The 20,439-nt window shown below is 65.3% G+C and carries 18 protein-coding genes; 9 read left to right on the top strand and 9 right to left on the bottom strand.

From position 1 onward, the window contains the following. Positions 1-46 precede the first annotated feature (46 nt). Complete coding sequence (gene paaZ, locus AC1D02_RS19385; protein ID WP_477319886.1) at positions 47-2,098, top strand: phenylacetic acid degradation bifunctional protein PaaZ; 2,052 nt, start codon at positions 47-49, stop codon at positions 2,096-2,098. On the opposite strand, the gene AC1D02_RS19390 is transcribed toward paaZ, so the two are convergent. Further along, positions 2,073-3,344 carry an AI-2E family transporter gene (locus AC1D02_RS19390; protein ID WP_477319888.1) on the bottom strand — a complete coding sequence of 424 codons (1,272 nt, stop codon included), beginning with the start codon at positions 3,342-3,344 and terminating at the stop codon, positions 2,073-2,075. The two genes, paaZ and AC1D02_RS19390, sit on opposite strands and share 26 nt — an antisense overlap. A gap of 102 nt (positions 3,345-3,446) precedes the next feature. Here AC1D02_RS19390 and AC1D02_RS19395 point away from each other — a divergent pair, with 102 nt between their 5' ends. Next, a complete protein-coding gene (locus AC1D02_RS19395; RefSeq protein WP_477319890.1) occupies positions 3,447-4,808 on the top strand; it encodes an MBL fold metallo-hydrolase in 1,362 nt (453 codons plus the stop codon). On the opposite strand, the gene AC1D02_RS19400 is transcribed toward AC1D02_RS19395, so the two are convergent. Together AC1D02_RS19400 and AC1D02_RS19405 are read right to left on the bottom strand one after the other, a co-directional pair. Beyond that, positions 4,776-6,299 carry a hypothetical protein gene (locus AC1D02_RS19400; RefSeq protein WP_477319892.1) on the bottom strand — a complete coding sequence of 508 codons (1,524 nt, stop codon included), beginning with the start codon at positions 6,297-6,299 and terminating at the stop codon, positions 4,776-4,778. The genes AC1D02_RS19395 and AC1D02_RS19400 overlap by 33 nt on opposite strands. 47 nt (positions 6,300-6,346) lie before the next feature. Further along, positions 6,347-6,646: a hypothetical protein gene (locus AC1D02_RS19405; RefSeq protein WP_477319894.1), complete on the bottom strand. Its 300-nt coding sequence runs from the start codon at positions 6,644-6,646 to the stop codon at positions 6,347-6,349. A 140-nt stretch (positions 6,647-6,786) separates the two neighbouring features. On the opposite strand from AC1D02_RS19405, the gene AC1D02_RS19410 reads away from it, so the two are divergent. Together AC1D02_RS19410 and AC1D02_RS19415 are read left to right on the top strand one after the other, a co-directional pair. Next, positions 6,787-7,569 (top strand): EAL domain-containing protein, encoded by a 783-nt coding sequence (locus tag AC1D02_RS19410; RefSeq protein WP_477319896.1) that lies wholly within the window; start codon positions 6,787-6,789, stop codon positions 7,567-7,569. A 155-nt stretch (positions 7,570-7,724) separates the two neighbouring features. Beyond that, positions 7,725-8,195 (top strand): RcnB family protein, encoded by a 471-nt coding sequence (locus tag AC1D02_RS19415; protein WP_477319898.1) that lies wholly within the window; start codon positions 7,725-7,727, stop codon positions 8,193-8,195. 36 nt (positions 8,196-8,231) lie between these two features. Here AC1D02_RS19415 and AC1D02_RS19420 read toward each other — a convergent pair whose 3' ends face one another. From AC1D02_RS19420 to argH, 3 genes are all read right to left on the bottom strand, one after another. Then, on the bottom strand, positions 8,232-9,848 hold the full coding sequence (locus tag AC1D02_RS19420) for a TRAP transporter large permease (RefSeq protein ID WP_477319900.1): 1,617 nt from the start codon (positions 9,846-9,848) through the stop codon (positions 8,232-8,234). 88 nt (positions 9,849-9,936) lie between these two features. Next, positions 9,937-10,506: a TRAP transporter small permease subunit gene (locus tag AC1D02_RS19425; protein WP_477320104.1), complete on the bottom strand. Its 570-nt coding sequence runs from the start codon at positions 10,504-10,506 to the stop codon at positions 9,937-9,939. A 16-nt stretch (positions 10,507-10,522) separates the two neighbouring features. Beyond that, positions 10,523-11,920, bottom strand: coding sequence for an argininosuccinate lyase (gene argH / locus AC1D02_RS19430; protein WP_477319902.1), 1,398 nt, complete (start codon positions 11,918-11,920; stop codon positions 10,523-10,525). Positions 11,921-12,034: 114 nt separating this feature from the next. Here argH and AC1D02_RS19435 point away from each other — a divergent pair, with 114 nt between their 5' ends. Together AC1D02_RS19435 and AC1D02_RS19440 are read left to right on the top strand one after the other, a co-directional pair. Further along, the gene (locus AC1D02_RS19435) at positions 12,035-12,601 is read left to right on the top strand and encodes a hypothetical protein (RefSeq protein WP_477319904.1); all 567 of its coding nucleotides are present in this window, start codon (positions 12,035-12,037) and stop codon (positions 12,599-12,601) included. Between the two features lie 63 nt (positions 12,602-12,664). After that, on the top strand, positions 12,665-13,090 hold the full coding sequence (locus AC1D02_RS19440) for a GNAT family N-acetyltransferase (protein WP_477319906.1): 426 nt from the start codon (positions 12,665-12,667) through the stop codon (positions 13,088-13,090). A gap of 1 nt (position 13,091) precedes the next feature. Here AC1D02_RS19440 and AC1D02_RS19445 read toward each other — a convergent pair whose 3' ends face one another. Next, complete coding sequence (locus tag AC1D02_RS19445; RefSeq protein WP_477319908.1) at positions 13,092-14,483, bottom strand: YfcC family protein; 1,392 nt, start codon at positions 14,481-14,483, stop codon at positions 13,092-13,094. After that, positions 14,480-15,598: a succinylglutamate desuccinylase/aspartoacylase family protein gene (locus tag AC1D02_RS19450; protein WP_477319910.1), complete on the bottom strand. Its 1,119-nt coding sequence runs from the start codon at positions 15,596-15,598 to the stop codon at positions 14,480-14,482. Before AC1D02_RS19450 ends, AC1D02_RS19445 begins: the two co-directional genes overlap by 4 nt. Positions 15,599-15,944: 346 nt before the next feature. On the opposite strand from AC1D02_RS19450, the gene AC1D02_RS19455 reads away from it, so the two are divergent. The 3 genes from AC1D02_RS19455 (at position 15,945) to AC1D02_RS19465 (ending at position 19,512) form a co-directional block, all read left to right on the top strand. Further along, positions 15,945-17,198 (top strand): cyanophycinase, encoded by a 1,254-nt coding sequence (locus AC1D02_RS19455; protein WP_477319912.1) that lies wholly within the window; start codon positions 15,945-15,947, stop codon positions 17,196-17,198. Positions 17,199-17,357: 159 nt separating this feature from the next. Continuing rightward, complete coding sequence (locus AC1D02_RS19460) at positions 17,358-18,773, top strand: IgA Peptidase M64 (RefSeq protein ID WP_477319914.1); 1,416 nt, start codon at positions 17,358-17,360, stop codon at positions 18,771-18,773. A gap of 250 nt (positions 18,774-19,023) precedes the next feature. Further along, entirely contained in the window at positions 19,024-19,512 is a 489-nt protein-coding gene (locus AC1D02_RS19465) for a hypothetical protein (RefSeq protein WP_477319916.1), read from the top strand. Between the two features lie 92 nt (positions 19,513-19,604). Here AC1D02_RS19465 and AC1D02_RS19470 read toward each other — a convergent pair whose 3' ends face one another. Then, complete coding sequence (locus AC1D02_RS19470; RefSeq protein WP_477319918.1) at positions 19,605-20,363, bottom strand: SDR family NAD(P)-dependent oxidoreductase; 759 nt, start codon at positions 20,361-20,363, stop codon at positions 19,605-19,607. Between the last annotated feature and the right edge of the window lie 76 nt (positions 20,364-20,439).

Consider the following 20,439-nt stretch of genomic DNA (forward strand, 5'->3'; position numbering starts at 1 on the left):
TCTGCCTTCGCAGGTACGACGATCCAGAAAACGACGGAGAGAACATATGACCAACGTATCAACCCTGCAAAGCCTGATCGGCGGCCGCTGGCTCGGCGCCGAGCCGCACGTGCCGCTGCACAGCGCCATCAACAGCAACCTGATTTACCACACCCACGCCGAGAAGATCGACTTCGAGGAAGCCGTCGTATACGCCCGCCGCACCGGCGTGCCGGCCCTGATGCAAATGGACTTCCAGACCCGCGCCCAGACGCTCAAGGCGCTGGCGCTCTACCTGATGGACCGCAAGGAAGAGCTGTACGCGATCTCGATGCACACCGGCGCCACGCGACCGGACAGCTGGGTCGACGTCGAAGGCGGCATCGGCACCCTGTTCGCGTTCGCCAGCATGGGCAGCCGCGAGCTGCCGTCGTCGAACGTGCTGCACGAAGGCCCCGCCATCGCGCTGGGCAAGCGCGGCGGCTTCGCCGGCACCCACATCCTGGTGCCGCGCGGCGGCCTGGCGGTGCACATCAACGCCTTCAACTTCCCGATCTGGGGCCTGCTCGAGAAGTTCGCGCCAAGCTTCCTGGCCGCGATGCCGTGCATCGGCAAGCCGGCCACCGCGACCAGCTACCTGACCGAGGCGGTCGTGCGCATGATGCACGAATCTCGCCTGATGCCTGACGGCGCGATCCAGCTGGTGATCGGCAGCACCGGCGACCTGCTCGACCGCCTGAACGGCGCCGACGTGGTGACCTTCACCGGTTCGGCCGACACCGCGATGAAGCTGCGCTCGAACAAGAACATCCTGTCCAACTCGATCCCGTTCACCGCCGAAGCCGATTCGCTGAACTGCGCGATCCTGGGACCGGACGTGACGCCTGACGACGCCGAGTTCGACCTGTTCGTCAAGGAAGTGGCGCGCGAGATGACCGGGAAGGCCGGCCAGAAATGTACCGCCATTCGCCGCATCATCGTGCCGGAGAACCGTGTCGATGCGGTGGCCGAGCGCCTGCGCGACCGGCTGTCGAAGATCGTCGTCGGCGATCCGAAGCTGGAAAACGTGCGCATGGGCGCCCTGGCGTCGAAGGACCAGCAGCGCGATGTCGCCGAACGCGTCGCCATGCTCGCCGAGGGCAACGAGATCGTCTACGGTGCAGGCGATGATTTTGCGCCGCTGGGCGAGGGCGCCTCCGAAGGCTCGTTCTTCGCGCCGACCCTGCTGCTGTGCCGGAATGCGATGGACAACGACGCGGTTCACGACATCGAGGCGTTCGGCCCGGTCAGCACGATGATGACCTATTCCGGCCTCGACGAGGCGATCGAACTGGCGCGCCGCGGCAAGGGCAGCCTGGTGTCGACCCTGTGCACCAGGGATCCGATGGTTGCCGCACGCGCGGTGCCTGGCCTGGCCGCGTATCACGGCCGCGTGCTGGTGCTGGACCGCGAGGCGGCGGTCGATTCGACCGGCCACGGCTCGCCGCTGCCGCAACTGAAGCACGGCGGCCCGGGCCGCGCGGGCGGCGGTGAAGAACTGGGCGGTGTGCGCGCCGTGCGCCACTTCCTGCAGCGCGCCGCGCTCCAGGGTTCGCCGACGATGCTCGCTGCGGTCACCGGCGAATACGTGCGCGGCGCCGCGGTGCAGGAAAGCGACCTGCACCCGTTCCGCAAATACTTCGAAGACCTGCAGATGGGCGACTCGCTGCTGACGCACCGCCGCACCGTGACGGAAGCGGACATCGTGGCGTTCGGCGGCATCTCGGGCGACTTCTTCTACATGCACTTCGACGAAATCGCGGCGAAGGATTCGCAGTTCGGAAAGCGCATCGCGCACGGCTACTTCGTGCTGTCGGCCGCGGCGGGCCTGTTCGTCTCGCCGGCGCCGGGACCGGTGCTGGCCAACTACGGCCTCGACAACCTGCGCTTCATCACGCCGGTGGCGATCGGCGACACGATCCGCGCGCGCCTGACCTGCAAACGCAAGGTCGACCGCAACCGCACCGACGAGCGCGGCGTGGGGCAGGGCGTGGTGGCGTGGGACGTGCAGGTCACCAACCAGAACGACGAACTGGTGGCCAGCTACGACATCCTTACGTTGGTGATGAAGAAGAACTAACCAGGCCGGGGTCAGGTCCTTCGGACTTGGCCTCTTCCTCCTTCTGGGTAGCGTTCTCCTGCAGTTTCTTCTCTTCGGAGATCTCCAGCGCGATGCCGGCGGCTTCTTCGGCCGGCATGCCGTCGGTGCGTCTCAGGTATTCCTCTTCGCCGATCACATCGTCCGCTTCGATTTCATCATCCTTTGCCTGCATCGTCTCGCCCGGCATCTCGACCTTCAATTCATCGATCAGCATCAGCAGCGTCGCGGCGACCGGCAGTGCCAGCAGTGCGCCCGCGATTCCGTACAGCGTGCCGCCGGCGATCAGCGCGAACAGCACGATCGATGAAGGCAGCCGCAGCGCGCGGCCATACACGACCGGGATCAGCACCCGGCTTTCGAATTCCTCGTAGCACAGCAGCAGCACGAACACCACGGTGGCGGCGAAGCTGCTGGTGGCCATCGCCGCCAGCACCGCCGGGACCATTGTCAGGAAGATGCCGATGAACGGGAGCACGTCGGCGATGCCGCCGAACGCCGCGATCGCCACCGCGTTGGGCACGCCGCACGCGGTCAGCAGGACGAACAGGAAGATCGCCATCATCGCGCAGGTGATGACCTGGCCGCGCACGTAGCCGCCGACGATGGTTTCCAGGTTGAGCAGGATGCGCGACAGTTTGATGTGATGCGCGCGCGGGATCGCCGCGTACAGCGCGCCGCGCAGGCGGTCGCGGTCGATCATGATGTACAGCGCCAGGAAAAATGCACCGGCGCCGTAGGCCACGATCTCGAACAGGTCCTTCGAGATCGCCATCGCTTCGGCGCTGTACGACTTGAACAACGCCGCGTATTTAATGCTGCGGATGCTCTCGGCCAGCGATCCGGTCAGTGGATACGACGACAGGAAGTGCACCAGCTGCGCGCGCAGTTTAGGCTCCTGCTGGATCAGGCTCGCTACCTGTTCGACCAGGGCCGGGACGGTGAACACCGCCAGCAGGCCGAAGACGACCAGCATCGCCGCGAACACCACGCCGATCGCCACGTTGCGGTGAATCTTGCGCCGCTCCAGCGACTCCACTGCGGGATTGAGCGTCCCGACCAGCATCAGCGCCGCGATCAGCACCAGGATGACCGGCACCAGCCGGGTGAGCAGGGCGACCGCCACCACCATCGCGACGATGGTAATCAGGGTTTTCGGCGCCAGCTCGATGCGCAGCGTGCGCCTGCCGACTTCGGGATCGGTCTTGTTGGAGGATGGGTCGGTCATTGCAGCGGCCTTCAATATGGGATTGTATGGACAGCATCCACCGTTTTCCCGGCCGCATCTGTGCGCTACCGCTCCAATGGGCGCACGGTCTATACTGGGCGGATGTCCCTGACCATTTCCCGCATCCTCCACGCCGGCTACCTGTTCGGCTGCGACGGCGCGCAGATCGCTTTCGACCCGATCTTCGAAAATCCGTTCAGCCGCAATTGCCACGCCTTCCCGCAGGTCCGCTTCGACCTGGACCAGGTGCGCAAGCTGGACCTGGCCGCGGTGTTCATCTCGCACTTCCACGACGACCACTGCTCGCTCGAGAGCCTCGACCTGCTGGACCGCGCGACGCCGATCTACCTCTACTGCCTGTTCGACGAGCTGTTCGCCATGATCCGCGAACTGGGCTTCGAGCAGGTTCACCAGCTGCGCACCGACCAAGCGGTGCAGGTCGGGCCGTTCACCGTCACGCCGCGAGAGGCGCTCGATGCGGACGTCGATTCGATGTTCCAGATCGAGGCGGCGGGCCTGAGGGTGCTCAACGTGGTCGATTCGTGGATCGCGCCGGCGGCGCTAGCCGAGCTGGCGCGCCTGGCGCCGTGGGACATGGTCCTGTGGCCGTTTCAGACAATGCGCGAGATCGAGGTCATTTCGCCGATGCGCGCCGACCACTCCGCGCCGGAGATTCCGCAAGAATGGATGGACGAACTAAAAATTCTCGCGCCTCGCTACGTCGTGCCCAGCTCCTGCCAGTTCGTGCAGGAGCCGTGGTCCTGGTACAACCATGCGATGTTCCCGATCAGCTACCGCCAGTTCGGCGACGCCGTCGCGGCTGCGCTGCCGGCGACGCGGGTGATGCGGCTTGACCCATCGGTGTCGTTCGTGCTCACCGCGGATGCGCTGACCGCCGCGCCGCCATTGAGCTGGGTGCTGCCGGTGGGCGACCAGGATGTCGATTACGACTACCGGCCCGACGCGGCGCCGCCGACCACCGCCGACATCGCGCGCCGCTTCGATCCGCTCACCGCCGCGCAAACCGAACTGGTGATGGCCTGGTGCCGCACCGGCCTGCCGGAAAAATACCGGTCGATGGAACTGCCCGAGGACAGCTACTTCGCGAAGCCGCGGCACTGGCGCCTGGCGGTGTACGACCACACCGGCGCCGCGGTGCATTTCGATTACCGCGTGCAGGGAGACGCCATCGAACCGGCCGGCGACGGCGCCATCGGCTGGCTGACCGAGATGTCGGTGGCGAAGATCTACGCCGCGCTGGCGCTGGGCGAGTCGCTGACGTCGATGTACGTGCGGATCAACGACACGGTGTTCGACGCAAAAACCGAGGAAGAAATCGAGGCGGCCGACGTGGTCGACGATCCCCTGATCCGCTGCCTGTTCAGCGACGCCTTCGGCGCCTACCAGGCCGCGCAGCTGCGGCGCCTGAAATCAGCGGCGCAGCTGCCGGGCGATCGCCAATAGCGCATCGCGGGAGGCGTCATCGACGCCTGGTGCGGCCAGGTCGTACAGCATGCCGTCGGAGAGCCACATCAGTCGCGTGATGGTTTTCTTCTCGCTGCCTTGCTGGCTGATCATCATCCCCGGCGCGCCATTGACGTCCGCGTTAATCAGCTCCCTGGTGAAGATTGCTCCGCCACCACGCGTGAGCAGATCGGTCTCCTCCAGCCGCACCCGCCCAAGTTGCGGATGACTGAACAGGCGCGACAGCCCGCTCCATGACTTATTGTTGTAGACGCCGTGTGTAGTCGCCCCCAGCAGCGCTTGTCCCTTCAACGTGGTGGCATCGAGATTTGCCGGCGAAAAGGTGATCGAGGGGACCGCCTGGTTCCGGGCGCGGTGCTCGGCTTCGATCACGGCGAAGTCGGGCACTTCATGTTCGGCTGCCGGGATCACCTTGTGCTCCTTCAGGAATTGCACCCTGGCGCGTATCTTTTCCTTTTCCGGCTCCGGAAGGTTCTGTTCGTCGATCGACTTCAAGGACAACCCGCCCGGCGCCGTGGCCCTGGCGGGTAGAGGATCCGCGGCCATGCCCGGAGCGCGCGCGAGCCAGTGCAGGACGTTCAGCAGGAACTGCGCGTTCTGGCCGGCGGCCGGCGCGTTCATGCCGAAAGGCCGCGCCTGCGGGCCTGCCAGCTGGGCGGTGAACATGCCGGCTTCGCCGAACACCGCGACACGGCCCTTGCCGAGCGGGAGCAGCGCGCCCTGCGACCACCCGGCAATCGGTACGCGCGGCGTGGTGGCATCGAACTTGAACGGCTCCTTCGACTCCAGCGAGACAAATCCGGGCGCGAACGTCATCACCGGAATCGCGCCGGCGGGGAGCTTGAAAGCCGAGCCGGTAAAGCTGACCACATGGCGCACGCGCTCCGACGGGTTACGGCCCTCGGTGACCGCGCTGGGCAGGAGTCCGTGGGTAAAATCGAAGTCGATCGGCCCGACGTTTCCGTCTGCGCGGCCCGCGAAACCATTGGAAAATTCAACGCCGAATGCACGGGCCAGCGTGGCGGCGGCGCCGGCAAAGGGCATGTGGTCGGCGATCAGCATCAGAGATCCGCCGTTGTTCACCCACGCGCGCAGCGCGGCGATTTCGGCGTCGTTGAAAGCGGCGGGATTCGGCAGCCGCCAGTCGCGCTGGTTGGCTTCGTTGAGCGCATTGACGACGACCAGCACGTCGATGCCCGCCAGTGACTGCGCGGACAGCGCCGCGCCGGTTCCGGCGACGCGGAAGCCGTCGCGGCGCAGCAGCTGGGCGAACGGCTGGTACCGGCCACCGACAGTATGGAAGTTATGGTGGCCCGAATCGATGGCGATGCGCGGCCCGGCGTTTTCTTCGTAGGCGGGAGCATTCAGCGTCGGGCGATACGAGAGGTCCGCGACTTGCTGCGCCTGCGCTCCACTAGCGCAAAGGGCCAGTAAGGCGGCACCGAGGCATCGATATGCGGTAGCGGCCACCCCGGGGTCAGGTCCGGCGGACCTGACCCCATCGTTCAGAAACCGTCTCATTTGGCTGCCGCGAGCGCCGGCATCGGCGTCGCAATTACAATCTGCAGGCTTTGTTCGGCCGTGAAGCCCTTCTTGCGCAGCGCATCGAACAGGTTCTTCTTGAAGCTCGCCACCCGCTCCGCGGTCTCGGGACGCTCGGCCACTTTGAGCTGCGCGGCGATCTGGGTCTCAATCGTGCGTTCAAGCGTGGCGTCGGTCACCTGCAGCATCTCGCCGGGACTTGGGCGCGATGGCATTTGCGCGAAGGCGGCGCCGCAGACGGCGATCAGGAAGGCTGGCAGATATTGGCGGCGCATGGTGTCTCCGTGGGGTGCGATGGCCTCAATCTATCAGCGGGCGCCACGAATGTCCATTACAGCAAGCCCATGTTTTCGCGCGCGGCCGCTTTGCCGGGCTCTGCTAGAATTCCCTGGTCGTCAAAACGAGGAACCGCAACATGATTGAGATTGTGCCCGAGAAGGTGCGGCTGGCCGCGAATGTGGCTTGCCCAGGCTGCCGCGATGGCGAACCGGTCGGTTTCGAGTTTGAGTATGCCTACCAGCCGATCGTCGATTTCTCCGGCCGCACGATCTACGCCCATGAAGCGCTGGTGCGCGGCCCGCAAGGCGAATCGGCGGCCAGCGTGCTGGCACAGGTCACGGCCGACAATGTATACCGTTTCGACCAGGCCTGCCGCGTCAAGGCGGTGGCCGGCGCGGCCCGCCTCGGCATGCGTGAACTGTTGTCGATTAATTTCCTGCCGAATGCGGTGTACCGGCCGGAGGTGTGCATCCGCAGCACTTTCGAGGCGGCGCGGGTGCACAACTTTCCGATCGAGCGAATTATCTTCGAAGTCACCGAGGGCGAGCGGGTGCAGGACCGCGAACACCTGGTGAACATTTTCCGCGAATATCGGCGCTTCGGCTTCCAGACCGCGATCGACGACTTCGGTGCCGGCTACGCGGGCTTGAACCTGCTGTCGGAATATCAGCCCGACCTGATCAAGATCGACATGGACCTGGTGCGCAATATCGACAGCAGCGCGCCGCGCCAGGCGATCGTGCGCGCCGTGACTGCAATGTGTCGCGAGCTGGGCATCCGGGTGCTGGCAGAAGGCATCGAAAGCCGCGCCGAACGCGACTTCCTGGCCGACGCCGGCATCAGCCTGATGCAGGGTTATTTCTTTTGTAAACCGGTGTTCCAGGGACTCGGGGAAATCGATCCCGCAGCCTGGGAGTAGGAGCCTGTGCGGGCGTGGCGCCGTCAGCTGCACTGATACGTCTTGTAAGGTCGCTTACCTGAGCGCGATAGATTCGCGCCAGGCAAGCTGGTCTAATAGAGTCGTTAGTGCAGCAAAGCGGATGTCCTCCGTTCCCACATCACAAAGGAATCCTAATGAACACCAAAACTGTTATCTCTGGCCTGATGGCTGTGTGCATGATGGCAAGTGCTCCCGCTTTCGCTCAACGCTACGATCACGGCGGCGACCGTTACGACCAGGCGCAGCGCGGCACCGATTACAACCGCTATCAGGACCGCAATCAAACCGAGCGCCGCGACTGGAACGCGCGCAGCGACCGCCATGACCGCAACGACAACTACGGTCGCAACGACTACGGCCGCAACAACTACAGCCAGTCGCGCTATTCGTACAACGACGGACGCCATGACGGCTACCGCCAGGAGTTTCGCCGCGGCGGATATCTGCACAGCGAGTACCGCGGCAGCCGCTATGTGGTCAGCGACTGGCGCGCCCGCCGCCTGAGCGCGCCGCCGTACGGCTACCAATGGGTGCAGGCCGACGACAACTACGTGCTGGCGGCCATCGCCACCGGCCTGATCGCCCAGGTCCTGTTGAATAACTAAGCGCCACGCTGGCTGCCGTTCGCGGCAGCCAGTTTCTTATTTCACTTCCGGCTCGTACGACGGCGCCGGCATGTCCTGCTGCGGCACGTCGATCTTCAATTCCAGCTGTTCCTTCATGTCGGTCTTCTTCTCCACGGACACCAGGCGCGGGAACGCGATAATCAGCGCTACCATCACGACCTGGATCAGCACGAACGGAATTGCGCCCCAGTAGATGTCGGTCGTCTTGACTTCCTTGGGCGCCACCGAGCGCAAATAGAACAGCGCGAAGCCGAACGGCGGGTGCATGAACGAGGTCTGCATGTTCACGCCGAGCAGCACCCCAAACCAGATCAGGTCGATGCCGAGCTTCTCCGCCACCGGTCCGACCAGAGGCACCAGGATGAACGCCAGCTCGAAGAAATCGAGGAAGAACGCCAGCAGGAAGAACATGATGTTCACCACCACCAGGAAGCCGGTGGCGCCGCCCGGAAGGCTGGTGAGCAGGTGCTCGACCCACAGGTCGCCGCTGACGCCGCGGAACACCAGCGAGAACACGGTGGAGCCGACCAGGATGAAGATGACGAAGGCCGACAGCCGCGTGGTCGACATCATCGCCTGGCGCACCAGGCTCCAGGTCAGGCGCCGGTTGGCGGTGGCCAGGATCAGCGCGCCGGCCGCGCCCATGCCGCCGCCCTCGGTCGGCGTGGCCAGGCCGATGAAGATGGTGCCTAGCACCAGGAAGATCAGCGCCAGCGGCGGAATCAGCACGAAGACGATTTTTTCGGCCATGCGCGACAGCAGGCCAAGCTTGAGGTGCCGGTTTGCCAGCGCGAACGCGAAGGCGGCGGCGGTCGCCACGCCGGCCGAGAAAATACCCAGTTCATCTCCCGCGAGATTCGGGTGGCGCGCGCCGTACCAGCTGGCGAAGCCAAAGCCGATCGCCACCGTCGCCAGCGTCAGCGCCAGCAGCGAACGCACGCCGCTGTCGCCGTTCGGCTCCTTCAGGTTGCGCGCCTCGGGCGGCAGCGCCGGCACGTGCGAGGGCCTGAAGATCGACACCGCCAGCACGTAGCCGGCGTACATCGCGGTCAGCAGCAGGCCGGGCACGAAGGCGGCGCGGTACATGTCGCCGACCGAGCGGCCGAGCTGGTCGGCCATCACGATCAGCACCAGCGACGGCGGGATGATCTGCGCCAGCGTGCCCGACGCGGCGATCACGCCGGACGCCAGGCGCTTGTCGTAACCGTAGCGCAGCATCACCGGCAGCGAGATCAGGCCCATCGAGATCACCGAAGCGGCCACCACGCCGGTGGTCGCCGCCAGCAGCGCGCCCACGAAAATCACCGCATAGGCGACGCCGCCACGGATCGGCCCGAACAGCTGGCCGATGGTGTCGAGCAGGTCCTCGGCCATGCCGGATCGTTCGAGGATCAGGCCCATGAAGGTGAAGAAGGGGATCGCCAGCAGCGTGTCGTTGGCCATGATGCCGAAAATCCGGTTCGGCAGCGCCTGCAGCAGTTCGGGCTTGAGCAGTCCCAGCTCGATGCCGACAAATCCGAAGAACAGGCCGTTGGCGGCCAGGGAAAACGCTACCGGAAAACCCGACAGCAGGAAGATGACCAGCGTCCCGAACATGATGGGCGCCAGGTTGGCGATGATGAATTGTTCCATGTGTCTCCGGCGTTGTTCTTATTGTGGTTGTTCGGCGGTTGGCGTCAAACCCGGGGTCAGGTCCGGCGGACCTGACCCCATGTTTTCGCTACAGCTGGTTGGCTGTTTTGATCGCTTCGATTTCTTGTTCGGGCGTGGTGACCTGCTTGGCGAATTCGTGGCCGTCGATGCGCCCGGCGAGGAAGGCGATGCGCTTGATGATCTCGGAGATCCCCTGCAGCATCAGCAGCGCGAAGCCGACCGGCACCAGCAGCTTGACCGGCCAGACGATCAGGCCGCCCGCGCTCGACGACATCTCGGCGCTGACGAAGGAGTAGCGCGCGAACGGGATGCCGTAGTAGAGAATCAGCAGGCACACCGGCATCAGGAACAGCAGGAAGCCGGCCAGGTCGATCCAGACCTGGGTGCGCCTGGAGAAGTGGCCAGTGACGACGTCGATGCGCACGTGCTCGTCGCGCCGCAGCGTGTTGGCGCTGGCCAGCATGAACACGGCGGCGAACAGGTACCACTGGATTTCGAGCCAGCTGTTCGAGCTCATTTTGAAGATGTAGCGCACCAGCGCGTTGCAGGCGCAGATGATCACCGCGGCGAGCAGCGCCCAACTCACGGCGCCGGCGATTTTCTCGTTGAGGGTGTCGATGGCGCGCGACAGGGACATGAACATCTGCTGCTCCTTATTGACCCAGCTGGCCGCGGATGCGGGCAATCGCCGCGCGTACCTGGTTCGGCGCGGTGCCGCCGACGTGGTCGCGGGCCGCGACCGAGCCTTCCAGCGTCAGCACGGCGAACACGTCGTCCTCGATCAGCGGGGAGAACTCGCGCAGGCGCTCGAGCGTCATTTCGGACAGGTCGCACCTGGCGTCGTCGCAGGCACGCACGGCGCGCGCGACGGCTTCGTGGGCGTCGCGGAACGGCAGGCCCTTCTTGACCAGGTAGTCGGCCAGGTCGGTCGCGGTGGCGTAGCCCTGCAGCGCCGCGGCGCGCATCGCGTCCGGCTTGACGGTGATCCCGCCGGCCATGTCGGCGAAGATGCGCAGCGTGTCGGTCACGGTGTCGACGGTGTCGAACAGCGGCTCCTTGTCTTCCTGGTTGTCCTTGTTGTAGGCCAGCGGCTGGCCTTTCATCAGGGTCAGGAGGCCAGTCAGGTGGCCGTACACGCGGCCGGTCTTGCCGCGTGCGAGTTCCGGCACGTCCGGGTTTTTCTTTTGCGGCATGATCGACGAGCCGGTGCAGAAGCGGTCGGCGATGTCGATGAAGCCGACCCGTGGGCTCATCCAGATGATCAGTTCTTCCGACATGCGCGACACGTGCATCATCACCAGCGCGGCGGCGGCGCAGAACTCGATCGCGAAGTCGCGGTCCGAGACGGCGTCCAGCGAGTTGTGGCAGACGTCGTCGAAGCCCAGCGTTTTTGCCACACGCAGGCGGTCGATCGGGAAGGTGGTGCCGGCCAGCGCGGCGGCGCCCAGCGGCAGGCGGTTGACGCGCTTCCGCGCATCGAGCATGCGCTCGACGTCGCGGCCGAACATTTCGACGTAGGCCAGCATGTGGTGGCCGAAGGTGATCGGCTGGGCCACCTGCATGTGGGTGAAGCCGGGCAGGATGGTGTCGGCGTGCTTGTCGGCGACGTCGACCAGCGCGCCGCGCAAGGCCTGCAGCAGCTCCACGATGTCGTCGATCGCCGCGCGCACGTACAGTCGGATGTCGGTCGCCACCTGGTCGTTGCGCGAACGGCCGGTGTGCAGGCGCTTGCCGGCATCGCCAACCAGTTCGGTCAGGCGCTTCTCGATGTTCAGGTGGACGTCTTCCAGGTCGAGCAGCCATTCGAAGCTGCCGGCCTCGATTTCGCCCTTGATCTGGGCCATGCCGCGCTCGATTTCGGCGCGGTCGGCGGCGCTGATGATGCCCTGCGCGGCCAGCATCTCGGCGTGCGCGAGCGAACCCTGGATGTCGAACATCGCCAGGCGCTTGTCGAAGAAGACCGAGGCGGTGTAGCGTTTGACGAGGTCGGAGACCGGTTCGGAGAAGCGCGCCGACCAGGCTTCGGCCTTCTTGGAGAATTGTTCTGTCATGATTTGGGGCCTTGTTTGATTTACCTGATTATAAACAAGGTAAGCGGGAAGGCGTGACTTTCGGCCCGAAATGCCCGATCATTTCGGCCACCAGACCAATAACAGGAGATATGCATGAAGCCTTCGGTACCGGCAGCACTGATCATCGCCATGGCGCTCGGCGCCTTCACCGCTCCGGCCGCGCTGGCGCAGGACGCCAAGCCGGCGCCGGCCACCGTGATGCCGTTCGCCCAGCCGGCCGACGTCGGTTCGTCCGACGCCATCCTGGCCGCGCTGTACGACGTAATCTCCGGCCCGGCCGGCAAGCAGCGCGACTGGAACCGACTGCGTTCGCTGTTCGCGCCGCAGGGCAAGCTGATGGCGGTCGCCAATCGACCGGACGGCAGCATGCCGTTGATCGTGATGACCGTGGACGACTACATTGGCCGCAACACCAAGGCGTTCGCCGAAGCCGGCTTCTTCGAGAGCGAGCTGACGCGCACCACGGAGAGCTTCGGGCCTATCATGCATGTGTTTTCCACCTATGAGGCACGCCGTGCGCCGGCGGACGCCAAGCCGTTCATGCGCGGCATCAACAGCATCCAGCTGTACAACGACGGCCAGCGCTGGTGGATCCTCAACGTGGTGTGGCGCGCGGAAAACGACAAGAATCCGCTGCCTGAAAAATACCTGAAGCGCTGATCGCAGGACCAGACCCCCCGCTTCGGAAAGTCTGTAGAATTGGTTTTTTTACAGGATATCCCCATGTCCAGCCTACAGATCAGTACCGACCGGGCGGAGCTCGACGTTCCGCTGATATACCGCTTTCTCAGCGAGCAATCGACCTGGGCCGTCGGCATCTCGCGCGCCGTCGTCGACCGCGCGATCGAAAACTCCCTCTGCTTCGGCGGCTACGTCGATGGCCGCCAGGTCGCCTTCGCGCGCGTGGTGACCGACTTCGCCACCTTCGGCAATCTCGTGGACGTGTTCGTCATTCCGGAGTACCGCAACCGCGGCTACGCGAGCGAGATTATGAAGGCCGTGATGAACCACCCGAGCCTGAAAGGCCTGCGCCGCTTCACGCTGGCCACCGGCACCGCCGGCGGCCTGTTCGAGAAGTTCGGCTTCGCGCCGCCGCAGCGCCCGGAGACGCTGATGGAACGCTACTTCCCGAACATCTACCTGTCCTGATTTACTGCCAGTTCATCAGCACCGGCGGCACCAGCAGGGCCAGCGCCAGCACCAGGTAGATCAGCTGCAGCGGCACCATCCAGCGCGCCCAGGTCAGCCAGGGAATGCGCGCCAGCGCCAGCACGCCGACCGTGATGCCCGAGGTCGGGATCATCGGGGTGCTCAGTTCGCCCAGCTGGAACGCCAGGATCGCGGTCTGGCGCGTCACCCCCACCAGGTCGGCCAGCGGCGCCATGATCGGCATCGTCAGCGCGGCCTGGCCGGTGCCGGAGTGGATGAAGAAGTTGATCACCGACTGGATCACGTACATCTTCTGCGCCGCGATGATGGGCGAAGACGACTGCACCAGCGGCACCAGGCCGTGCAGCATGGTGTCGATGATGTGGGCGTCGCGCGCCAGGATCACGGTGCCGCGCGCCAGCGCGATCACCAGCCCGGTCGTCACCAGGTCCCTCGCGCCCTGGATGAAGGCCGCCACGAACTGGTCGGCATCGAGCCGGCCGACGACGCCGATGGCGATCGCCATTACCAGGAACAGCGCGCCGATCTCCTCGATGAACCACTGGTAGCGCACCACGCCGAACACCATGATGCCGAGCGTGGCGACGAACAGCGCCAGCACCGCGCCGTGGGTGCGCGTCATGCCGGCCAGCGTGCCAAGGTCGGGCACCAGCTCCTTGCGCTTTTCCAGGTCCAGCGCATAGGTCGGGCTCTTGGTCGGATCGCGCTTGATGCGCGCGGCGTACCACATCATGAAGAGGATGGTGACCGCGGTGCAGGCGGCCCAGGCGACGATCCGGTAGCCCATGCCCGAAAACACCGGCACGCCGGCGATGCCTTGCGCGACGCCGACGTTGAACGGGTTGAGGAAGGCGGCGCCGAAGCCGACCTGCGAGCCGACGAAGGGAATCGACACGCCGACCACCGAGTCGTAGCCCAGCGCCAGCGCCAGCGGCACGAAGATCAGGATGAACGGGATCGCCTCCTCGGCCATGCCGAAGGTCGCGCCGCCCAGCGAGAACAGCGTGATGAAGACCGGGATCAGCGCCGCGCGCACCGCCGGCGAGCGGGTGTGGGCGCGCGCGATCGAGCGGATCATCGAGTCGACTGCCTCGGTCTTCTGCAGCACCGAAAAGGCGCCGCCGACGATCAGCACGAAGGCGATGATCAGCGCCGCTTCGACGAAGCCCTTGATCGGCGCCATCATCAGCGCCACCGGACCTTGCGGCTTGCTGTCGATGTAGTGGAACGTGGCCGGGTCGACCAGCGCGCGGCCGTTGACCATGTGCGTGTCGTACTGGCCGCCCGGGACGAACCAGGAAGCCAGCGCGATCATCGCCAGGATGAGGAACAGCAGGACGAAGGTGTTGGGCAGGCGCAGGTGCTTCCTCATTGGGACAGCAGCTTTCCGGCGCGGAAGGCCTTGGCGCCGGCGATCTTCCCGACCGCCATGCCGCGCAACAGGTGGCGGTGCGCGGTGCGCGCGAAGAATACGCCCGGCACGGTCGGCGCCAGCTTCGTGACCTTGCCGCTGACCGGATCGATCAGGTCGGCGATCGCTTCGCCCGCCGCGACCTTGTCGCCCAACTGCTTGAGGAACACCAGCACGCCGGCGTGCGGCGCGTTGACCGGCTCGACGCCTTCGAGCGGGGTCGGCTCGCACAGCGGCGCCGGCAGCGTTTCCAGCGGCACGTCGATCACGCCGCTGTGGCCGAGGAACTGCAGCAGCGCGTGCGAGTCGCGCTGCGCCAGCTCGTAGTTCACGTCCATCTCGCCGCGCAGTTCGACGGTGGTCGACAGGCAGGCCATCGGGATCGGCGTCTTCGGGCCGAAATGCGCGGCCAGGTCCCACCACAGGCGGCTGCAGGCTTCGTCGAACGGCTCCTCGCCCGCCTCCAGCGCCAGCAGCACCGCGTGCGCGCCCATCAGCGCCGACAGCGGCGCCACCGCATCGGCCAGCGGCGTGCCGGTATATATATGCACCACCGCCTCGTTATCGCAGTGCAGGTCGAGCACGATGTCGGCGTCGATCGCCATCCCGAGCAGGATCTTCTTCAGCGCTTCGGCATCGGTCGACGGCGCCCAGCTGGCCACCGAGGCGCGCGCATGCTCGCGCAACAGCGCGACGTTGGCGCCGGCGTCCGGGCCCAGCTTCCCTTCGAGCGAGGCCTTCAGGTCTTCGGCGACGTGCTTGTAGGCGCGGTTGAAGTTGGTGCCGGTCGACAGGTCGAAGCGGCCGAACGGCGCGCCGATGATGGCCTGCGCCAGGCCGAGCGGATTCGCCGCCGGCACCAGCACGATCTCGCCGAGGATCTTGTCCTGCGCCTCCAGCGCGGCCAGCTCGGTGCGCAGGAACTGCGACACCAGCATGCCCGGCACCTCGTCGGCGTGCAGCGCGGCCTGGATATACACTTTCTTGCCCTGGCCCGGCTTGCCGAAGTGGAAGCTGGTCAGTTGGTAATTGCCGCCGCTTTCGGGGCGCGAGATTTGATGTCGATGTGCTTGCATGGTGGGCGCGGTAACAGATGACGAAGGCACAGTGTGGCATAACTATTAGCGTAACGACAAGCCGCGACGAATTGGGGCTCCGGGATGGAGGACGGGAGACATTGGAACCCGTCGGTTTGCGCACCGGCAAGTCGCGCCAGGCGCGCGAAGGTATGCTGGACGAGTCAGCGTAGCGCCATGATTGTTTGATAACGAGTATTATTGAAATGCAGGCTATGACCCGATTATTGCGGATGTCCGTGGCCGCAGCGCCAGCTGGCGAGCGCACCTTGCGCACCGGCCGGGCGCCAGCTGCGACGCCGCCGGGTGAGCGAACTGCTCACCCTTTTTTTTGGAAGGAAGCATCATGTTGACGATCCTGATCCGCGCCGCGCTGCTTGCCGGCCTGGCGTTCGGCGGATTGGCCCAGGCGGCCGATCCGGTGGCGCCGAAGGGTTCGCTGGTGATCGTCGGCGGCGCGCTGCGCGCCGATAACGGCGCCGTGTGGAGCCGCATCGTCGGCCTGGCAGGCGGCGAGGGCGCGCGCATTGCGGTGTTCGCCTCGGCCTCGGCCAACCCCGAGGCGGCGGCCAAGTTCAACATGGCGCTGCTGAACGAATACGGCGCCGACTCCTTCTTCATCCCGGTGGCGGTCAAGCTGGCCGGCACCGATTACCTCGCCGCGGCCGACGACCCTGACCTCGCGGCGGCGGTGCGCAAGGCCGGCGGCGCCTATTTCGCCGGCGGCGACCAGGGCCGCATCACGCGCGCGCTGCGCCGTCCCGACGGCAGCAACTCGCTGGTGCTCGACGCGCTGTGGGAGATGTACCGCAACGGCGGCGTCATCGCCGGCTCCAGCGCCGGCGCGGCCATCATGAGCAGCACCATGTTCGACGAGCCCAAGACCGTGCTGGCCACGCTCAAGACCGGCGTGGCCGAGGGCCACGAGATCGCGCCGGGGCTGGGCTTCATCGGCGACGACGTGTTCGTCGACCAGCACCTGCTGGTGCGCGGGCGCTTTGCGCGCATGCTGCCGGCGATGCTCAAGAAAGGCTACAAGCTGGGGCTGGGCATCGACGAGAACACCGCGATGGTGGTGGGGCCCACGCGCGAAGTCGAGATCATCGGCTACAAGGGCGCGCTGGTGATCGACCTGCACAGCGCCAGCACGGAGCCGGGCGCCTTCAACCTGACCAACGCCAAGGTCAGCTACCTCGATAACGGCGACCGCTTTAACATCGCCAGCGGCGAGTTCACGCCGTCGCCGGACAAGCGCGCCGGCAAGCTCGATCCGGCCAAGCCGTACTACCGCGAGCCGCTCTTCAACGCCGACATCCTGGGCAATGCCACCGTGGTCGACCTGATGGGCAAGCTGATCGACAGCGACCAGCAGGAAGCGATCGGCCTGACCCTGGGCAGTCCGCGCAGCGTGCAGCCGGACCTCGGCTTCGAATTTCGCTTCACCCGCGCGCGCGACAGCGTCGGGTACGCGTCCGACCTGACCGAAAACTACTCGGTGTACAACGTGCGGCTCGACATCCGGCCAATCCAGATCCGGCTGCCGCTGTACCAGTACAAGAACGAGCGGGCAGGGTACGCCCAGGTGCGCGGGCAGGAATAACCATCGAGGTTGGTCTGCGGCCGCGACAAAATCGGGGACTCGGCGTCCCCGTCGCTCCGCCGGACCTGACCCCAGCCCTTGGGCGCCGGCGCATGCAACACCAAGGTGACACGTTTTTAGTTTTACAATGCTGCTCTACCATTATCCCCGAGGAGCAGCATGTCCCTGATCCGATTCCTGGCCTGCGCGCTGGCGCTGGCCGTCACCACCGTCGCCTACGCGCAGGCGCCCGCCACCATCCGCGTCGACTATCTCCACTCCGGCAACGCGCTGTCCGACAGCTACGCGATCGAACGCGTGTTGGTCGAGCCGCTGCCGTGGCCCGGCGACCTGGCGCAGAACATCGACACCTCCAATCGCGGCAACAACAAGGTCGAAGTGGTCGACGCCAAGACCGGCGACCTGCTGTACTCGCGCGGCTTCTCGACCATCTTCGGCGAATGGCGCACCACCGACGAGGCGAACAAGACCACCCGCGGCTTCCACGAATCGGTGCGCTTCCCTGCGCAGGGCAAGCCGGTGCGCGTGCGCATCCTCAAGCGCGATGAGCGCAACGAGTTCTCCGTCGTATGGAGCACCGAGGTCGATGCGGCCGCGCCCGACGTGGTGCGCAAGCAGGCGCCGGCGCCGGCGCAGCCGATCCCGATCCGGGTCAGCGGTCCGTCGCCGCAGAAGGTCGACCTGCTGGTGCTGGGCGACGGCTACACCGCGGCCGACATGAAGAAGTTCGAAGCCGACGCGCGCCGCCTGGCCGACCACCTGTTCAAGGTGTCGCCTTTCCGCGAGCGCGCCAACGACTTCAACGTCTGGGCGATGGCGGTGCCGACGCCGGAATCGGGCGTGACGCGGCCGTCGACCGGCGTGCATCACGCGTCCGCGCTGGGCACGCGCTACGATATCTTCGGCAGCGAACGCTATGTGCTCACGCTGGACAACCGCGCGCTGCGCGACATCGCCCAGTACGCGCCGTACGAGTTCATTGAAATCCTGGTCAACAACGACACCTACGGCGGCGGCGGCATCTTCGGCCAGTTCAGCACCGCGGCGGCGAGCAACGACTGGGCCAACTACCTGTTCGTGCACGAATTCGGCCACCACTTCGCCGGCCTGGCCGACGAGTACTACACTTCCCCGGTGGCTTATCAGTCGAGCAACGCGCGGATGGAACCGTGGGAGCCGAATGCGACCGCGCTGCGCGACGCGGCGAAGCTGAAGTGGAAGAAGTTCGTCAAGGCCGGCACGCCGCTGCCGACGCCGTGGCCGAAAGCCGAGTACGAGCAGTTTTCGCGCGCCTACCAGGCCCGCAGGGCCGCCCTGCGCAAGGAGAATCGCCCGGAGTCCGAAATGAGCGCGTTGTTCAAAGAAGACCTGGAGCACACCAAGGCGCTGTTCTCGAAGGCGCCGCACCAGCACCAGGTCGGCGCGTTCGAGGGCGCCAATTACGAGGCCAAAGGTTTCTTCCGGCCTGAGATGCAATGCATCATGTTCGACCGAAGTGAAACTTTCTGTAACGTATGCCAGGATGCAATCAGCACGATTATCGACCTCTACGCCCGGGGGCCGGGGCGAAAGTGACGACTTCAGCGGTAATTGGATTGGAAGACTGTGTCAACCGGCGCATCACGCGGACCGTTGAGGGCGTAACAGCGGGCATTATCTATGTACGGTAGCGTACAGACGCTGTTGTTATAACGTCATATTCTGTCATTGTTCCTGAACGAAAGTTTTGGACGAGAAATGAAAGAAGACGCCGGACTGACGCTTGCGAAGGCTTGGCCCACAACGTCCCAGATGCTCCCCCACTTATCACTAAAGGAATTTCACCATGAATAAAGTACTCGCTGCCCTGATCGCCGGTCTGTTCGCTGCTTCGGTGTACGCCCAGGCTCCTGCTACCGCACCGGCCGCTACTCCTGCCGTGGTCAAGGCGGATGCCAAGGCCGACAAGAAAATCGTGAAGGCCCAGGCTGAAGAAGCCAAGGATGTCGCGAAGGCTGACGAAAAAGCCCAGAAGGCCGCCGTCAAAGCTGAAGCCAAGAAGGCCAAAGCCAAAGCCAAGGCAGCCAAAAAGCACGCTGACGTCAATGCCGATGTCGCCAAAGCCGATCCGGAAGACAAGATGAAAGCTGCCGCCAAGGCCGACGAGAAGCATGTCGAAGCCGACGTGAAGGCGACGAAGACCATGGCCAAAGCCGACGCAAAAGCCGAGAAGGCAGCTGTCGAAGCGAAGAAGGAAAAGACCATCGCCCACGCCAAGTCGACCGAAAAGAAAGCTGAAGCCGTGTCGGACGTGAAGAAAGCAGAAGCCAAGTAATTTCGGCTCGCAGTAAAAGCAAGAGGGACAGCGCGAGCTGTCCTTTTTTTTTTGCGCTCGGTGTCAGGTCCGGCGGAGCTTACCCCAACCGCTCAGACAAACATCCCGCCCGACGCCTCGATGCGCTGCGCATTGATCCAGCCGCTGTTCTCGCTGAGCAGGCTGGCGATCGCCCCGCCGATATCGTCCGGCAGTCCGACCCGTCCCAGCGCCGTCTGCGATGCGACGAACTCGTTGATCTGCGCATTGTCGCGCACCGCGCCGCCGCCGAAATCGGTTTCGATGGCGCCCGGCGCGATCGCGTTGACGGCGATGCCGCGCGCGCCCAGTTCCTTCGCCATGTACTTGGTCAGCACCTCGATCGCGCCCTTCATCGACGCGTAGGCCGCGTAGCCGGGCAGCGCGAAGCGGGTCAGCCCGGTCGACACGTTGACGATGCGGCCGCCGTCGGCGATCAGCGGCAGCAGTTGCTGGGTCAGGAAGAACACGCCCTTGAAGTGAATGTTGAACAGCTGGTCGAACTGCGCCTCGGTGGTCTCGGCGAACGACGCGTGGATGCCGATGCCGGCGTTATTGACCAGGAAGTCGAAGCGCTCGCGCTGCCACTTTGCCGACAGCAGCTCGCGCACCTGCGCGGCAAACGCGGCGAACGAGCCGACGTCCCCTGTGTCGAGCCGGAGTGCCGCGGCACGCGCGCCGGCGGCCTCGATCCCGGCCACGACCGCATGGGCGGCCGCTTCGTCGCTGTGATACGTGAGGATGACGTCGACGCCTTGCTGCGCCAGCTTCAGGGCGGCGCTCTTGCCGAGGCCGCGGCTGCCGCCGGTGATGATTGCGAGTTTGTTTGCCATGATCCATTTCCCCTTCGGTTGAGTGCGATGAAAATCAGTGTATTGGGGAAGTGACGCCAGACAAAGATGCGATTCG

The sequence above is a fragment of the Massilia sp. P1_C10 genome, from assembly GCF_056406475.1.

Excerpts from the sequence above, each read along its gene's own strand:
- AC1D02_RS19440 (WP_477319906.1), top strand. The coding sequence starts at position 12,665 with ATGTCCAGCCTACAGATCAGTACCGACCGGGCGGAGCTCGACGTTCCG.
- AC1D02_RS19470 (WP_477319918.1), bottom strand. The coding sequence starts at position 20,363 with ATGGCAAACAAACTCGCAATCATCACCGGCGGCAGCCGCGGCCTCGGC.
- AC1D02_RS19390 (WP_477319888.1), bottom strand. The coding sequence starts at position 3,344 with ATGACCGACCCATCCTCCAACAAGACCGATCCCGAAGTCGGCAGGCGC.
- AC1D02_RS19455 (WP_477319912.1), top strand. The coding sequence starts at position 15,945 with ATGTTGACGATCCTGATCCGCGCCGCGCTGCTTGCCGGCCTGGCGTTC.
- AC1D02_RS19425 (WP_477320104.1), bottom strand. The coding sequence starts at position 10,506 with ATGTCCCTGTCGCGCGCCATCGACACCCTCAACGAGAAAATCGCCGGC.
- AC1D02_RS19410 (WP_477319896.1), top strand. The coding sequence starts at position 6,787 with ATGATTGAGATTGTGCCCGAGAAGGTGCGGCTGGCCGCGAATGTGGCT.
- AC1D02_RS19435 (WP_477319904.1), top strand. The coding sequence starts at position 12,035 with ATGAAGCCTTCGGTACCGGCAGCACTGATCATCGCCATGGCGCTCGGC.
- AC1D02_RS19445 (WP_477319908.1), bottom strand. The coding sequence starts at position 14,483 with ATGAGGAAGCACCTGCGCCTGCCCAACACCTTCGTCCTGCTGTTCCTC.
- AC1D02_RS19465 (WP_477319916.1), top strand. The coding sequence starts at position 19,024 with ATGAATAAAGTACTCGCTGCCCTGATCGCCGGTCTGTTCGCTGCTTCG.
- paaZ (WP_477319886.1), top strand. The coding sequence starts at position 47 with ATGACCAACGTATCAACCCTGCAAAGCCTGATCGGCGGCCGCTGGCTC.
- AC1D02_RS19395 (WP_477319890.1), top strand. The coding sequence starts at position 3,447 with ATGTCCCTGACCATTTCCCGCATCCTCCACGCCGGCTACCTGTTCGGC.
- argH (WP_477319902.1), bottom strand. The coding sequence starts at position 11,920 with ATGACAGAACAATTCTCCAAGAAGGCCGAAGCCTGGTCGGCGCGCTTC.
- AC1D02_RS19450 (WP_477319910.1), bottom strand. The coding sequence starts at position 15,598 with ATGCAAGCACATCGACATCAAATCTCGCGCCCCGAAAGCGGCGGCAAT.
- AC1D02_RS19420 (WP_477319900.1), bottom strand. The coding sequence starts at position 9,848 with ATGGAACAATTCATCATCGCCAACCTGGCGCCCATCATGTTCGGGACG.
- AC1D02_RS19405 (WP_477319894.1), bottom strand. The coding sequence starts at position 6,646 with ATGCGCCGCCAATATCTGCCAGCCTTCCTGATCGCCGTCTGCGGCGCC.
- AC1D02_RS19415 (WP_477319898.1), top strand. The coding sequence starts at position 7,725 with ATGAACACCAAAACTGTTATCTCTGGCCTGATGGCTGTGTGCATGATG.
- AC1D02_RS19460 (WP_477319914.1), top strand. The coding sequence starts at position 17,358 with ATGTCCCTGATCCGATTCCTGGCCTGCGCGCTGGCGCTGGCCGTCACC.